Annotated in this window: 13 protein-coding genes and 1 pseudogene; 6 read left to right on the top strand and 8 right to left on the bottom strand. The window is 61.0% G+C overall.

What is annotated here, in order from left to right:
• Window positions 1-157: 157 nt before the first annotated feature.
• From AB4N42_RS15840 to AB4N42_RS15815, 6 genes are all read left to right on the top strand, one after another.
• Entirely contained in the window at window positions 158-892 is a 735-nt protein-coding gene (locus AB4N42_RS15840; protein WP_198795871.1) for a FadR/GntR family transcriptional regulator, read from the top strand.
• 102 nt (window positions 893-994) lie between these two features.
• A complete protein-coding gene (locus AB4N42_RS15835; protein WP_030141637.1) occupies window positions 995-1,738 on the top strand; it encodes a PDC sensor domain-containing protein in 744 nt (247 codons plus the stop codon).
• A gap of 97 nt (window positions 1,739-1,835) precedes the next feature.
• On the top strand, window positions 1,836-2,606 hold the full coding sequence (locus tag AB4N42_RS15830; RefSeq protein ID WP_217859701.1) for a substrate-binding periplasmic protein: 771 nt from the start codon (window positions 1,836-1,838) through the stop codon (window positions 2,604-2,606).
• A gap of 1 nt (window position 2,607) precedes the next feature.
• Window positions 2,608-3,954, top strand: coding sequence for a diguanylate cyclase (locus AB4N42_RS15825; RefSeq protein WP_258647526.1), 1,347 nt, complete (start codon window positions 2,608-2,610; stop codon window positions 3,952-3,954).
• A 25-nt stretch (window positions 3,955-3,979) separates the two neighbouring features.
• Window positions 3,980-4,714 (top strand): substrate-binding periplasmic protein, encoded by a 735-nt coding sequence (locus AB4N42_RS15820; RefSeq protein WP_198795869.1) that lies wholly within the window; start codon window positions 3,980-3,982, stop codon window positions 4,712-4,714.
• 188 nt (window positions 4,715-4,902) lie between these two features.
• Window positions 4,903-5,433: a cupin gene (locus AB4N42_RS15815; protein ID WP_460114946.1), complete on the top strand. Its 531-nt coding sequence runs from the start codon at window positions 4,903-4,905 to the stop codon at window positions 5,431-5,433.
• A 3-nt stretch (window positions 5,434-5,436) separates the two neighbouring features.
• On the opposite strand, the gene AB4N42_RS15810 is transcribed toward AB4N42_RS15815, so the two are convergent.
• From AB4N42_RS15810 to AB4N42_RS15775, 8 genes and pseudogenes are all read right to left on the bottom strand, one after another.
• Entirely contained in the window at window positions 5,437-6,345 is a 909-nt protein-coding gene (locus AB4N42_RS15810; protein ID WP_460114945.1) for a hypothetical protein, read from the bottom strand.
• Complete coding sequence (locus AB4N42_RS15805) at window positions 6,342-7,037, bottom strand: hypothetical protein (protein ID WP_460114944.1); 696 nt, start codon at window positions 7,035-7,037, stop codon at window positions 6,342-6,344. Before AB4N42_RS15805 ends, AB4N42_RS15810 begins: the two co-directional genes overlap by 4 nt.
• A 124-nt stretch (window positions 7,038-7,161) precedes the next feature.
• Window positions 7,162-9,229 (bottom strand): annotated as a pseudogene (treS, locus tag AB4N42_RS15800) (maltose alpha-D-glucosyltransferase).
• Window positions 9,230-9,538: 309 nt separating this feature from the next.
• The gene (locus tag AB4N42_RS15795) at window positions 9,539-10,801 is read right to left on the bottom strand and encodes a lipase family protein (protein ID WP_460114943.1); all 1,263 of its coding nucleotides are present in this window, start codon (window positions 10,799-10,801) and stop codon (window positions 9,539-9,541) included.
• Complete coding sequence (locus AB4N42_RS15790) at window positions 10,798-11,781, bottom strand: alpha/beta hydrolase fold domain-containing protein (RefSeq protein WP_460114942.1); 984 nt, start codon at window positions 11,779-11,781, stop codon at window positions 10,798-10,800. Before AB4N42_RS15790 ends, AB4N42_RS15795 begins: the two co-directional genes overlap by 4 nt.
• Complete coding sequence (locus AB4N42_RS15785; RefSeq protein WP_460114941.1) at window positions 11,778-12,794, bottom strand: phosphoglycerate dehydrogenase; 1,017 nt, start codon at window positions 12,792-12,794, stop codon at window positions 11,778-11,780. The genes AB4N42_RS15790 and AB4N42_RS15785 overlap by 4 nt, the downstream gene beginning before the upstream one ends.
• 30 nt (window positions 12,795-12,824) lie before the next feature.
• Window positions 12,825-14,222 carry an OprD family outer membrane porin gene (locus tag AB4N42_RS15780; protein WP_431145328.1) on the bottom strand — a complete coding sequence of 466 codons (1,398 nt, stop codon included), beginning with the start codon at window positions 14,220-14,222 and terminating at the stop codon, window positions 12,825-12,827.
• An 84-nt stretch (window positions 14,223-14,306) separates the two neighbouring features.
• On the bottom strand, window positions 14,307-15,596 hold the full coding sequence (locus AB4N42_RS15775) for a CitMHS family transporter (RefSeq protein ID WP_181286378.1): 1,290 nt from the start codon (window positions 15,594-15,596) through the stop codon (window positions 14,307-14,309).
• Window positions 15,597-15,731 lie beyond the last annotated feature (135 nt).

The following is a 15,731-nucleotide window of genomic DNA, read 5'->3' as shown; positions in this document are numbered from 1 at the left end:
AGTGCCCAGGATCCCTAGAATCCCCAGGCGTCCGAGAGACGAAAGCGGATTAAAAACTGAAATAGAATTTTTAAGCACACGCGGAACCGTTCGCGCTTGACGCCACATCGGACGCTTGCCACAGGTGTCAATGACCCCGTTTATGAATGAATCGACCATGAGCCCCACATCGAGCCTCATACGCGTCAACCAGGAAGGGAAAACGGAATCCGTCACCCGTCGCCTGATTGAAATGATCGACCTCGGGCTGCTCGTCGAGGGCGAACAGCTGCCCAGCGAAAACAGCCTGTCCACCCAGCTCGGCGTTGCTACGGTCACGCTGCGCGATGCCCTGGCGGCGTTGCGCGAGCGCGGGGTGATCGAAACCCGGCGCGGTCGCAACGGCGGGAGTTTCATCTGCGCCGCGCCCGTGACTTCGGAGGAGGCGCTGTTCGACCAGTTGCGGGAAATCAGCACTTTGCAGTTGCGCGACCTGGCCGATGAACACTGTGCAATTTCAGGTGCTGCCGCTCGGTTGGCGGCCCAGCGTGCCGGCCCGGAGCAGCATGCGCGGCTGGACGGCTTCATCGAGGCCTTGGCAAACGCCAAGGAGCGTCGAGAGCGGCGACGCGCCGATGCCCGGTTTCATATCGAGATTGCGGTGGCGGCGCAGTCCGTGCGCCTGACCCACAGCGAGGCGCGCTTGCAAGCCGAACTGGGCGAACTGCTGTGGCTGCCGTTCGCCGGCCAGCCGGATCCCCAAGCCATTGAACGCGAACACCGGGCCATCCTCGAAGCCATCATTGCCAACGACAGCAACCTGGCCGGCGCCCTTGCCGAAGCCCATGTGGCCCGCGGCATCCGCCGCTTGAGCAGCGTGCGGTTGCAACAGATGGCGCAGGACGCCGGATGACTGGAACAGAACTTGCTGAACGAATGACTCGCCCTGCAGCTCGACGTCCAGCCCGCGTCGCCTGCCTCCCGCAGCATACCCTCCGAGTCATGAGGTAGAGCCATGGCCAATGAAATGTCGGCACACGAACTGACCCAATGCGCAGCGCTGATCAACGCTTCGATTAGTAACGTCTTCAAAGGCCTCGAGGCACTGGGTGCCCAGGTATCGAGCATTTGGGAACAGCAACGGTGCAAGGCGAAGCAACCCGACCAAGGCGATCTCAAGCCGCTGCTGGCGGTCGTCCGGCGGATCCTCGACTCCGAAAGCCTCAAGTTCCACGGCGCCGGCGTGGTCTTTGCGCCGGGGGAACTGAAGGATTGCGAGATGCACCTGCAATGGTGGTGTCGCACCCAGCAGGAAGCGATACAGCCGCTGAAGCTGAACCTCAACAGCCGCAGCGATCGCTTCTACGACTACCTGCACATGCCGTGGTACACCCGTCCCCAGCAAACCCGCCGGCCGTCCATCGAAGGGCCTTTTGTCGATTTGTATGGCACCGAGCAGTACATCGTGGCGTTTTCGCTGCCAATCTTCTTCGATGATCGTTTCATCGGCGTCGCCGCTGCCGATATCTCTCTGCATTCCCTGGAGCCCTTGCTGGTGCGCAGCCTCATGCGGATCAGCAATGAAGCGCTGCTGCTCAACGCCGAGGGCCGGGTGCTTGCCGCCAACACGTCGAGCTGGCTGGCCGGCGATCTGATCCGCGACACCTTGAACCAGGACATGGAACACAGCCGGGTGTTGAGCCTGATCGATACGTCGTCCTATTGGAGCGTGGTGGAACGGCCCGCCCCACGAATTTGACCACGGCCCTCAAGCAGCCCCTGGCCCAGCCGATAACCTCAGTGACGAAGGCCCTCAGGCCTCGCCCGGCTCTGCTGGTTGCATAGGGTAATGATCAATGGCTTGGCAGCTTAATCGCTTACTGATGTTCGGCGTCCTGATGCTCCTGGTTGCAGGGGGATCGGCGTTGGCCATCGCGGCAGAGCCGCCGCTGCGCATCGTCACCGAGGAATTGCCGCCCTACAACATGACGCAGGACGGGCGCGTGACTGGCATGAGCACCGAGGTGGTCGAGGCCGTGCTCAAGGAAGTCGGCATGACAGCATCGATCCAGCCTATGCCCTGGGCGCGGGCCTACGAACTGGCGCTCAATGAAAGCAACGTCCTGATTTATTCGATCGTGCGCACGCCTGAGCGTGAATCGCTGTTCCAGTGGATCGGCGCCATCGCTCCGACCAAGTGGTACATCTACTCGCTGGCCGACCGGCCGGTGAAACTCAACTCCCTGGCCGACGCCCACGGGCACCAGATTGCGACCGTCAATCAGGACGTGGGCGAACAATACCTGGTCTCGAAGGGCTTTCGCATCGGCGAGGAACTGCAGTCCAGCACCAAGTACGAACACAACTACCGCAAGCTCAAGGTCGATCACGTAGAGCTGTGGATTTCCAACGAACTCAACGCGCTGTACCTGACCCGCCAGAATGGCGAAGATCCGGACAAAGTCCTGATCCAGTCGCTGCCCCTGCCCGAACTCAGCAGCGCCGACGGCCTGAACATGGCGTTCAGCCGCAAGACGCCGCCGCAGACCGTGGAAAAATTCCGCGCCGGCCTGGAGGCCATTCGTCGCAACGGTGTCTACGATGCCATCGCGCGCAAGTGGTTGTGAAATGGACGGTAGATTCCGCCCGTCTCCGTCCGTGCAACCACAGGCCAAGGCACTCAGCTCGCTCGGGCGGAGGCTGGTGCTCGCGACCTTGTTGTTCTGCCTGCTGTTCACCCTGGCAATGGTGACATGGCGAACCTGGCTGGCGTGGGAGAACAACCTGGCGGAGATGAACTCCGAGCTGGGACTGATCGACCAGGTGTTCCGGGACACCTTGGCCCATGCGATCTGGGAAATGGATCGCGAATCCCTGGACAAGCAACTCACCAGTGTCGCGAGCGCCGCGCCCGTCGGACGCGTGGTGCTGAACATCCTGCGGCCCGGTCGATCACCGGAGATCATCGAGCTCAATCGCTACGCTTCCGGTGCCGCATCGGGTGCGGCGCCGGTGCTGCGTCGCGAGCTTGTCGCCGAACCCTACCTGGGCGCCCATGAAAAAGTCGGCGAGCTGACCATCGAAGGCGACAACCGACTCCTGTGGGAGCGTCTTTGGGGTGAAGCACGCAGCATCGTCATCACCCAGATCATCCAATCCATGCTGCTGGCCGGGTTGGTGATGACCATGTTCAATCGCCTGGTGACCATTCATGTGGTGCACATCGCCCGGCATCTGGGCGCGCTCGCGCCGCAGACGCTCCAGCGTCACCTCAAGCTGCAGCGCTCGGTCAATCGCCAGGATGAACTGAGCTTGCTGGAATCCCAGGTCAACGAACTGCAGGACAACCTCCGCGCACACCTGGAGCGCCAGCGCACGGACGAACTGGCGATTGCCGCCAGCCGCGACCAATTGGTGGAGCTGGTCGAGGCGCGTACCGCAGAGCTCAAGGCCGCCAACGACGCCCTTGAAACGTTGTCGCGCCACGATGCCTTGACGGGTTTGGCCAACCGTCGTCATTTCGACGAGTTGAAGGAAGTTGAATTCAACCGCGCCATCCGCCATCGGACGCCCCTGGCCCTGCTCATGTGCGACGTGGATTTCTTCAAGATCTACAACGACACCTATGGCCACGTGAACGGCGACCAATGCCTGCAACAGATCGCCGACACCCTGCGTGAGGTGTATGGGCGCTCCGGCGAATTGACCGCGCGGATCGGTGGCGAGGAGTTCGTCGTGGTGCTGCCCAACGTGGACACGCAGCAGGCCTGCGATGCGGCCCAACGGCTGCGCGCCGCACTGGCGGAACGCCAATTGCCCCACAGCGGCTCATCGGTCTCCCCTTTCGTCACCTTGAGCATCGGCGTCGCCCAACTGGACCCCGAAGCCATGGACCATTTCGATCAACTGATGCAACGCGCCGACCAGGCGCTGTACCGGGCCAAGCACCAGGGGCGCAACCGCGTTTCCCTCTGAACACAACGCCAGCCACGAGGTTTGTATGCGCCACCACCTGATGCTCTACGCGTTCGTATTGCTGGCCCTGGTCACCGTCAAAAGCCAGGCCGATACCATCGAAGTCGTCACCGAAGACTCGCTGTACGCCTACCTGCTCGACGACAAACTGGTCGGCCCCGGCATTCACATTACCTCCGACACCTTGAAAAACGCCGACCTCGGCGACTACCACATGGCTTTGTATCCCTGGGCACGGGCCTACGAAATGGCCCTGCGCGAGCCCAACGTGCTGATTTTCCCCCTCGACCGCACGCCGGCCCGGGAGCAACTGTTCAAATGGGTCGGTGAAATCCATCGTTCCACCAGCCGGCTCTACAAACTGCGAGACGCCGAACCCATCAGGATCGGTAATCTCGAAGAGGCCAAGCAGTACAGCATCGGCGTGGTGCGCAACGACGCCAAGCAGATCTACCTGCAGGATCGCGGCTTCAAGAGATTGGTCGTGTCGGCGGACAACCACGATAACTTTCAGAAGCTGCTCAATCATCAGGTGCAACTGGTGCCGATGCCCGAGAACACCGCACGCCTGATGAGCCAGGATGCCCAGATGGATTTCAACCTGCTGGAGGAAGTCTACGCATTGGATGAACAACCCCACCGGGTCTACCTGGCGTTCAGCCTGAACACGCCGGACGAAACCGTCGCCAAGGCCCAACGCGCGTTCGAGCAACTCAAGGCTTCGGGCGAGGTGGAGCGCATCATGAAGGAAAAACGCTGACGGGCGACAGCGGTCAGCGGCGTTGAACTCTGCTATCGAAAACCCGTCCAGACCTTCACATGCCAGTGGGAGTGAGCCTGCTCGCGAAGACGTCGGCCCATTCGACATCGACGGCGGCTGACACACCGATTTCGCGAGCAGGCTCGCTCCCACAGGCCGGGTTTTGCTACCTGCGGTGGAGACTTTCGATGAGCGCGCTGAACACGATGCCGAATGCCATACAGACGCTGATGCTGGAGCGCAACGACTGGGTGCCCAACAACCCGCGCCTGCCCGTGATCATTTATCGGAATGCGATGATCAACCAGGCAGGCGACCTGGCCACCCGCATCGAAGAGGTCTTTCGCGCCAACGGCTGGCCGCCGCAATGGCGCTACGGGATCTACGACTTCCATCACTACCACACCCAGGGCCACGAAGCCCTGGGCGTCGCCAGCGGCCAGGCGCGCCTGATGCTCGGCGGGCCCGATGGGCAGGTCGTCGAGGTCAAGGCTGGCGATGTATTGCTGCTGCCCGTCGGCACCGGGCATTGCAACCTGGGCGCCAGCGACGACTTCCTGGTGGTCGGGGCGTACCCACCCGGCCAGGAGGCCGACATCCGCCGCGAAGCGCCGAACGAGGCGCAGCTCGCGGCCATCGACACGCTGCCGTTTCCTGATCGGGATCCGGTGCTAGGCCGCGAGGGTGGCGTCACTCGGTACTGGATGAACCAAGGCTGACGGTCAGCGACCGTAGACTTTGCGCAACTGCTCTGGGCTCAACGCGTCTTCGAACGGCACCGGCACCGATTTCACCGCACCGTAGAGGTTGCGATAGCGCCAGTAATTGCCATTATTCGCCAGTTGGTAACCGCGCTCTACCACGCGTTGCCCATCCAGCACATAGCGCAGGGTTTCCTGGGCCGCTTCCGGAGGCGCCGGCAGCATCAGGTCAGCGGCCAGCACGCGCATCGATTCGTCGATGCATTCGTCGAGTGCCGTCGTCACCTGCGCCAGGTCCAGCGAGCCATCGTCGATGCAGCGTTTGCCACAGCGCCTGATCGGCTGGCTGGAGACTTCGATGCGCATGCGATACAACGCGGAGCCGGCGATGTCCTGGACTTGTACCTGACTGATCAACACGAAGCTGCCACGATCAGGCGTGAGCATCAGTTTGGGCTCGACCACCAGTCGGGCGCTTATATCCCCCGCGCCTTGCTTGAGGCCGGCCGCCAACGATGCCTGTTGGAAACGCTGCTGCAGGCGCTCCTGCAACGGCACGCCCGCAAGCAGGTCCGCCAGCGGTCGCGACTCTTTGGCGGCGGTGTTCTGCGCGTCGCGTTGCAAGCTGCCGCTGCCCATCTGGGTATTGATCAGGCTGGCAACCAGCAAGCCGGCAAGCCCCGCGCTGTTGCCGGAGCTGGCGACCAAGTTGTGACTCGACGACGCCGCCTTCTGCGCGGCCTCGGCATCCACGACCGTGCTGGCGCCGACAAACGCCTGCGGCAATTGCAGATCCACCCTGACGCCATGGGCCTGGACGTAAGACACCGCATCCGGCGTCTTGAAACCAGCCGGTGGGGACGGCTTCTGCGCGCATCCCACCAGCATCAGCACCGCCAGCGAACCGGCCACCTCCCATCCGCGGTTCATTGTTCGAACGGCGTGATCATTTGCTGACGGCTCGTGTCCATCGCCTGGTAAAAAGCGTTGGTCAGGTTGGGGTAGTTCGGTTCGTCCCACTCGCCCTGGGCAGCCTGCACGACGGCGAAAGGCTTGAACCACAGGAGTTTGTTGTCGGCCAAGTCGACCACCATGCCCTGCCCGCCCACCTGTGCCATGGGCACGCTGGTTGGCACGACGCTGTAATAGCTGCGGGTGGCCCCGGTGCCCATCACGTTGACCAACAGCAAGCGATCGACCCCGTAGGTGGCCTTGATCGGTGTCAGGTCGCGGGTGGTGTAGCCTTCGCGGAAGCTGACCTCCTTGTATTTATTCAGGTCTACCGGCTCGTCGATGCGCTTGGCCTTGTAACCCTTGGCTTGCAGCTTGGCGACAATGGCATCGGGCAACGTGTTGAGGTCACGTACCTGCCACTTCTCAACGCTATCGCTGAGCTTGCTGTTGACGCCTTTATTGATGGCGAGGTCCAGGAGCCCCTGGTTGCCGGTCAGCGCCAGCACGGGCTCCGGCACCACGTTGATCGCCACGCCGATAGTCGGCTCCTTGGCGTCCCAGAATTGATGGTCCAGCGGTACCGGAGGCTGAACGTGGGCACAGCCGGTGAGCGTCAGGCAGGCAAGCACGGTCAATGCAGCCAAGGTGCGAAGCGAATGAAAAAGCATCTATCAAGTCCCTATGATTAAAAAGCGACGCTGAGTATGTCGGCAGCCGCGAGAATAACAATAGTGGCACATTGATATTTATTTGTTCAATCTCCCTGGCAAATCAGGTACTTCGGCCCTGCTCCTAGATCATCGGCGAACTGCTCACCACCCGCAGCGCCAGCCCTTCGAACGCATCCAAGGTAATGGTGAACTCACCCTCTGCCGTGAGATCCCCTTCGACCCGCTCATTGATGATGTCCACCACCGGCCCCGGTGCGATACCGGGCAGGTGCAGGGTTTCGGTGATCGGCGTCGAGCCGAAGTTCAGCGCGGTGATCTGCGTGCCTTTGCCGGCCGGCAGTTCGTGGACCATGATCAGCAGCGCCGGATGCTCGACGTCCGGAATCAGTATCTGCCGGCTCGCCGCGATGTCGTAGGCCCGGCGTGCGGCCAGGATCCTGCGCAGTTGCGAGGCGAACGAATCCGGATCCTTCAATTGACTTGGCAGGCTGCCGTACAACGTCCTGGCCCGGGGCATCTGCCCAGCTGACAACGGCGCCTCCGGATTGAGGTCCACCAAGTCATAGGCACCGCGATGAATCCAGCGCGTGTCGCCGTCGCGCATCAGGTGTTTGACCTGCTCCGTGCGGCAACGGCAACGCTCCCACCAGATCCCAGCCCGACAAGGCGAACACGCCCGGCTGCATGGCGTTGAACATCACCAGTAACAGATGGACTTGGCGAATCTGCTGGATATCGGCGGTGGTGATCGCATCGAGATCGCGAATGCCCAACGCGGCGGTGATGATACTGGCCGTGGTGCAGGACACGCCGTTGGTCACAAACCTCAGGTTGTAAGGTGCGTGTTCCCCTGACAGGCGCTCGTACATCTGCTCGCGAATGTGCTCGCGCAAGATGCTGCCGGGGAACGTCTGGCCTTGGTACAGGTACGTGTCGTGGGCGTGCAGCGTCCAGAAATGCACCAGCTCCAGGGTCAATTCGTCGTGGTTCTGCAACGCGTGGATCAGCGAGCCTGGGTCGATGCCGAAGGCGTGCATCTGGCGCAGCATCAACCGCAAGAACTCAGTGTCGCCCATCAGCAACGCGTGTTGGTAGGCCGGGCGCGTGATGAAGTCATAGGACAGGTCCGCCCCGCCGTGGGACATGGCGGCGATGTCATCGAGGGTCAGGTTCAGTTCCTGGAAACTGAAACCGCCGGCCTTGCGAATCGCACCGCCGAGCAACTGGTTGCCGGTGATCGACAACGGATGGCTCTCGGACCAGGCGGTACCGTCGAGCTTGCGTTCCACGCCAAGGAAACCGTTGGCGTCCAGGCGCAGGATCTTCGCGCCCATGCAATCGATGGCGTGCAGCGCATCGCCGATGATCATCTGTTGCGCGGCAAAGCTTGGGTCGAGCCAGTTCAACGACGGCTGGCCTTCCTTGAAATAATGCAGGTAGACCCAACGCCGCGGCTTGCCATCGACGCCTATGACGACAGGAGTCGCACTCCAGTCGGTTTCCTTGACGCCGGGCTCGAAGAAAATCACCCGCTGCAACTGGCCGACAATGTAGTGTTTGTCGCGCAGGGCATCCACCTGTTGCGCGGTGAGGTTCTGCGCATCACGCCCCTCCTCGACCTCCGGGAGCAGCGGCCAGTCTTCCTCGCGGATCTCCACCATATGGTAGAGCCCCGGATAATCTTCATAGGCCATTTCCGCCAGGCGAAAGTCCGCGCCCTTGCCGGTATGGGACGGGATGACATCGTCGATGACCACCGCGTTGTGGGCGGCGGCCATGCGCGTCAATGCCTGTAGCTGGGCCTCTGTGCCCAATTCCGGGTCGATGTCGAAGCTGATGCGGTCGAAGTTGCCGTCGATGGTCGGCGTGTATTCGGCGCCGCGCAGGCCGCCCGATTGCTTCAGCGGGCCGTTGTGGATGCCCTGGATACCGATTTTCGACAGCGCATGCCACAAGGTTTCATCCCCCAGCGCTTCCAGCATCGTGCCCTCTTCCCGGGTGACGATGGAAGCCGGGTACGCGGTGAACCACACGGAGGATAGCGCCGAGGCGTCGCGGGGCCGGGTGTGCGCGAAGGGCTGTTGCCATAGACGTCCCTGCCCCGAATAGAGCTTGGCCCGCTGCCTCGCAGCCTTGAGCATCGATTGTTCGACCAGCCAGTCAATATGGTTTTTCTCAGCCATCGTCATGAAAACAATCACCTGTCATAAGAAAAAGTCGGACCGCCCCCGGGCATCGAAGGTGCCGCTTATGAGTCATATGAGGCCATGGCCTGGCAATCGTTGCATTGGGACGGCTTCGCGATGAGACCAGCGCGGACAATCCGATACCCGTGGCGAGGACGCTCGCTCCCGCTGGACCTGTAGGAGCTGACGAGCGAAGCGAGGCTGCGATCTTTTCACCGCCAATTTAATCTGGAGCGAAAGATCAAAAGATCGCAGGCTTCGCCAGCTCCTACAAAGGCCAGCGGGAGCAAGCTCCCTCGCACAGGGGTCTACTCAGCACTCAATCGTCATTGAACAGCGCATCAGGATCTCGTTCACCTGGCGGACCGGGTCTTCGCAGAGTCGTGCAATTGGCGCCATAGCCCTGCCCGTCCAGTCGGGCCCCGACGAAGGCGAAGGCATCTTCCAGCGAACCATGCAGCACCCCGTCGTGCCCCAGGCCCTCATACGTGCGCCAAGTGACTGCGTTGCCGGCATGGCGCACAACGCCGCTGCGACCGCGTACTGCCGCTCCGGGGTAATCGTCCGATCAGCCTGGCCGGTGGCGATGAACAGCGGGAAGGCGATGGATGCCTGCGGCATGTCGGTGGTCGGGATACGAAGGGCGTTCAGCGTCTCTGGGGGGACGGTCAACAGCTCGGCAAACGAACTGATCTGCAATGCCTTGGACTTGATCGCGATGTCACGGGTACAGCCCTGCCGGGCGATCTCCAGCAATTGGAGGCCCTTGGCGGTCAGGATGTCTTCTACTCGCGGTCCGTCGTCACGCAGTCCGCCGGACACCAGCGCCAGGAACAGGGTATTGGACTGGCGCGGCGGCAGCGTAATGGGACCTTGGGGAAAGGTGCTGTTCGGCGCCGTCAGCAGCGCGCCCAGGATAGGCAGCTCCGGCGCGTAGCGCGTGGCAAGGATGGCCGCGCCCAACGCCGCTCCGCCGCCCTGGGATTGACCGGCGAGGAACGTGCGATTGGCAATCAGCCCTGGCCGGATGGCGCGGGCTGCGCGAATCGAGTCGAGGACGGAGCGTCCCTCGGCTTGCCAGAACGTATAAGGATGCGGTCCCGGCCCGCCCAGGCCTTGGTAGTCGGTCACGACCACAGCAAAGCCATGCGCCAGCCAGCGATTGATATACGCTGCGTCACGCTCGCGCAGCCCCGTCCAGGAAGGCGCGCACGCGTCGGCGATCCCCAGCGTGCCGTGGGCCCAGGCCAGCAGCGGCCAGCCTTCGGCGGGGGGCTTGCCCGTCGGCAGGTACAACGCGCCACTGACCGCAACGAGACCGGAATGCCAGCGCTCGTCGGTGGAGCTGTAGAGCAGACGCAACGCCTGCGCGGCAGCAGGCATCTGTGCCTGCACTGGCATGCCCTCGCTTCTCAGCAGTCCGCCGGGCAACGCGGGCATTGCCTCAGGCCCGCGATAGAAGGCCGACAGCTCGGTATCCCCTGCGGCAGGCCCGACCGGCAGCGTGCCGGCGGCCATGGCAACGGACGCTCCTAGGCAGGCACAGGCAAAGGCCACGATTCGGAAAAGCTTCATGGGAGGTTCGCCTCCCTGGAAAGCGCCGCACGCAAGGCGCTGCCCTGCTTGGCAATGACGCTGCGGGCGACGGGCGCCCTGTCATTGAAACGAACAAAACCGTGAGTCATGTTCGGCAAGACTCGCAGGGTCGTCGCCACCCCTGCGTCTCTCAGCCGCTGCGCCAGTTCGCGATTTTCATCCAACAACGGGTCCAGCTCGCCGACCACCAATCGTACCGGTGGCAGCCCTGCCAGATCCGCAATGATTGGCTGAACCCGCCAGTCGTCCTCGTCATTGGCCAGGTAGCTTGCCCAGTAGGCGCTCATGGTCTCGACCGACAGGTTCTGTCCTCCATACCCACCCAGCCTCTGCCACGAAACGGAGCTCATGTCCCGCGAGAAGCTGCCATAGAACAATAACAACTGCCGCAGCGCATCAATCCCCGAATCGCGCAACGCTATCGCAGCCCCCAAGGCCAGGTTGGCGCCTGCCGAATCGCCGCCCATGGCGTAGCCGCGCACCGGGCAATCGGTGATTGTCCCCAGCTTGATGACACGGCTGACGATTGCCACCACCTCGTTGAACGCCACGGGAAAGCGATACTCCGGCGACAACGCGTAGTCGATGGAGAGCACCGCCAGGCCACTGTCGCGAACCAACTGTCGCAGCGGTGCATCCCAACCGGCCAGTGAGCCATGGCGAAATCCGCCGCCGTGGCAGTAGAACATCAGGCAAGGCGTCTCATCGCCCTCCGGCCAATAGAGCTTGCACGGCACCGTCCGACCGTCAACGGAAAACCCCAACGTGCGCTCGTAGCTCAGAGCGACGCTGGGTTGCGCCGCCCAGGCATTGATCCGTTCCAACTGCGCCCGGACGCTTTGCACATCGCCATGAACCACAGGCAGCAGGCCGGCCTCGCGCAACGACGCCGCCACTGCCAGCAAGTCAGGATGAACCGGCGGGCGTGAGCCCGCTGACAGGTTTTCGCCAGGACTCATGGCTGTTCACCCTGTGCGACGGTTCGACGCCCGTCCGCGATAACGCAATGGCCGGGAGGGCTGCGCCCTTCCAGCACAGCCACAACACATTGGGCGGCAATCAGATTGGTACGGTTGAGCCCCTCGACCGTCGAGGCCCCGACATGGGGCGTCACGACCACGTTCGGCAGTTGGATGAGTTGTTCAGTAACGGGCGACAGCGCGGGATTGGACTCGCTTTCAAAGACGTCGAGCCCCGCCCCTGCCAGTCGCTTTTCCGTCAGGGCCTTGAGCAGTTCCGCATCGCGTACCAACCCGCCCCTTGCGGTATTGATCAGCACCGCGGAACGCTTCATCCATTTCAGCGCCCGCTCATCGATCATCCCCTGGGTTGCGGGATTGAGCGGCGCATGGAGCGTGACGAAGTCGCTTTCCCTCAGCAGCGTCTCCAGGTCCACAACGCTACCTTCGGCTTGAGCGCTGTCGGGGCTGGAGGTATGGATCAGCGGTTTCACCTCAAACCCGGACAAGCGCTGCAGCACGCCCCGGCCGATCCGGCCCAAGCCGACGATGCCAACCGTCTTGCGGTACAAATCACCGCCCAGGGGGATCGACCAATCATTGGCGGACAAGCCCTTCTGGCATTGCTTGAGCTGGCGACACACCGCGAGCATCAACGCAACGGTGTGGTCGGCAACGCTGGCGTCGTTACCGCCGATCGCGATGGTCGCCACCTTTCCAGCCGCCTCCACCGCTGCCGTGTCGACCCGTTCATAACCCACGCCACGCCGGGCGATGACTTGCAGGCGCGGTAACCTGCTCAACAGACTTGCGGTGATATTCGCGTGCCCGACGATCCAAGCGTCGGCGTCGGCGAGGAGCCCGATCAGTTGGGATTCGCTCAAGTCGCCATCGGCTTGTCCCGGCGGCAGGTCCGCGACCACGACATTACAACCATGGTGGTCCAGGAAATCAGCAGCCGTTGAGTCGAAGAATCGCTGTGTAACCACTACGTTATGACGAGATTTAAGCATCACCGGTCTCTCGGTATATAGGTTCAACGGTCAAAATGCATAATCCAGATAGACCCGCGCCTCAGAACCGCTCACGACGTTGTCGGGTTGCGCGGAGACAAGTGCGACAAAGTCCTGGTCAATCCGGTAGTTGAGATAAATCAAACCCACTGAAAGTCCGGCGTATTCCTTTTCGTCGAAGCGATAATAGAGGCGGTATTCGTTCTGCCGTTCATGCACATCGGTTCGGCGACCACTGAAAGGATCGGTGGCGTCAAACGCGCCTTGTTTATAGATAGCCATGACTTTAAAACCGTCCAGCGATGTTCCCAATAACGAATGCCCGCCCAGGTCATATTCGGCACCTAGTTGCCAAGTGCGCTCGCCATGGTTATTGAAGTCATTACCGGAGCGCGTCCAGGCGTCCATCCTGCCGTCGACATTGTCGCCATGATCGAAATAGGCGTAACCCAGTTGCCCATTGCTCAACTTGGCATTTGTCTCGGAAAACGAAACGCCCAGACGCAACTTATCGAGCAATAAACCCAAGTTGATATTCAACCAGCTCGCGTCATCATCATAAGCGGCCTCGCCGGCCTCCCAATCACGCTCCCAGATTCGCCCGGCTTTTTTGAATTGGTAATATTGAGTGTCCAATACCACACCGGCCTTGTCGCCGAGGGGTGCTTTCAATGTCAGCCCATAACGGGTGTTTTCATTGAAATCCCGCGCCACGCCATGGGCGTAACCCAATTCAACGGCTTTCAAATCGTAATTGATGCCGTAGGTATACAGGTCCTTTATTTCCTCCCCCGTCTGGCTCAGCAGGTGCTCGAACTCTTCCCGGTCCCGAGGCGAAGTACGGTTGATATACGCGGTTTCGAACCCCAGCGTACCGGGTAGCGGGCCAATACCCATGTCGGTGAAATTCAGGTGGGCCCGGCCGCCCTGATAGGAACCCGGCACAATCCGAGTATCGAGAGTGACCAACGTCCCCGCATCGAACCGGCCCCGGCCTATCTGGGAGTCGGCGTTCCAACCGTCCCCTTCATAACGCAGTTTGAAATAACCCTGTCCGACTTTGGCGAAGCCGCCGTTAGTACCATCGGAGTCGTCAAACAAGTCTCGACCGTTATCTTTCGAATCGATCATCGCCACGCCGTACAACGACGCGTCAAACCCGACGACCCCGGCCCAATAACTGGAGTTGTAATCCAGGATCGCGCCGATCCCTGTCCCTCCCAATTCGGCACCGTCGGGAAATCCTCCAAAACGGTCTTCAATCAAGTCATTGGATATCCGCGTATTGATATACATCGAACGAAGATACGCATTCAACTTGCCTTCATGCTGAAACCTGTCTGGATTACTGATGCTTGCTGAAAGACAAACATCAGACACACACAATGTCGACAGCAACGTCATAGCGACGGCGTTAATCGATTTCATCGACCACCTCATCTATTATTTTTATTTTGACGTGAGCAGACGCGAACAGGCGTCCTTGAAACTTCGGCGCAGTGAACTAGTTGATCAGATAATTGCCCGCGTCATAGCGGCCGTTATAATCAGGACAAGACTGCTGCCTATGGCCCAGAGCAGGCAATAGCGTTGCATATCGCCCATGTCACGCTTGATGATTCCACTAATGAGATAAACCGCCGCAACCAATGGGCTTAATGCATGGACCGGTTGCCCCAGCACCGCCGCGCGCGCGATATGCATCGGGTCGATGCCGTATTCGGCAGCCGCTGCCCCGAGCACCGGCAAGATACCGAAGAAAAATGCGTCATTGGACAGCAGGAAGTTAAGCGGCAAGGCAACCAGTGCGGTAATGATGCCGAAGTATTGGCCACCGCCCTCGGGAATCAACTGGACGATTTTCTCTGACATGCCGTCGACCATCCCGGTGCCTGACAAAATCCCCGTGAAGGCACCTGAGGCAAATATAAGCGCGATCACCATCAGCACGCTTTCCGCGTGAGCCGCGACTCTCGCTTTCTGCTCCGCCAGGCGCGGATAGTTGATCAACAGCGCCAGGGAAAACCCTACCATCATCAACATCGGCAAAGGTGCCAGCCCTGTCGCCATCGAGTACATGAGGCCGGCGGTAAGCGCCAGGTTGATCCAGAAAAGTTTCGGTCGATGGGTTTCACTCTGCACGGTCGGTAACGCGGCCTCCTCCGGTGCGGCGTCCTGGGTACCGGGCGTCCATCCCAAGCGGCGCCGTTCCTTGCGGCCTATCCAGAACGCCACGAGAAACGCGTAGACAAGTCCGGCGAACATTGCCGGCACCAACCCCAGGAACATCTGCGCCACATCGAGGTGAAGTGCACTGGCGGCGCGGGCGACCGGCCCTCCCCACGGAATCAGGTTGACCACCGTGTTTGTCAGCAAGAGCATCAACGCCAGAATAAGCGGGTTCATTCCGAGGCGCAGGTAAAGCGGCAGGAATGCGGTCGTTACGATCAGGACCGTCGTTGCGCCATCCCCATCAAAAGAAATAACCGTGGCCAGCAGTGCAGTGCCAAGTACCACTCTAAGGGGGTCATTGCCTACGTAGCGAAGAATGCGTCGCACGGCGGGTTCGAAGAGCCCAGCGTCGAACATGATTGCGAAATACAGGATTGCAAACATCAGCATCAATGCGGTGGGCGCTACTTGCTTCACGCCATTCATCACCATCCCGCCCAGTTCCGGTCCTGCCCCACTGGCCAGCCCGAAGGCAACCGGAATCAGGATAAGTGCCGTCACAGCAGAAAGCCGCTTGCTTATGATCAGTGCCATAAACGTGACGACCATTGCGAAACCTAACCAAGCCATGCGTTTCACCTTTTCGTTATTATTTTTATCGATGCATCGAAATCAATGTGAACATCTCTTGCGCAGCCGAAATCTACATAGGGGGTGAAACCCTGTAAATCTTGATTTTTTTCGTCAACATCCCGGCTGGATCGG

The sequence above is a fragment of the Pseudomonas sp. H2_D02 genome (assembly GCF_054677635.1).
Note: the sequence above shows the minus strand (reverse complement) of the source record. Positions and strands in the feature narration are given on the sequence as shown.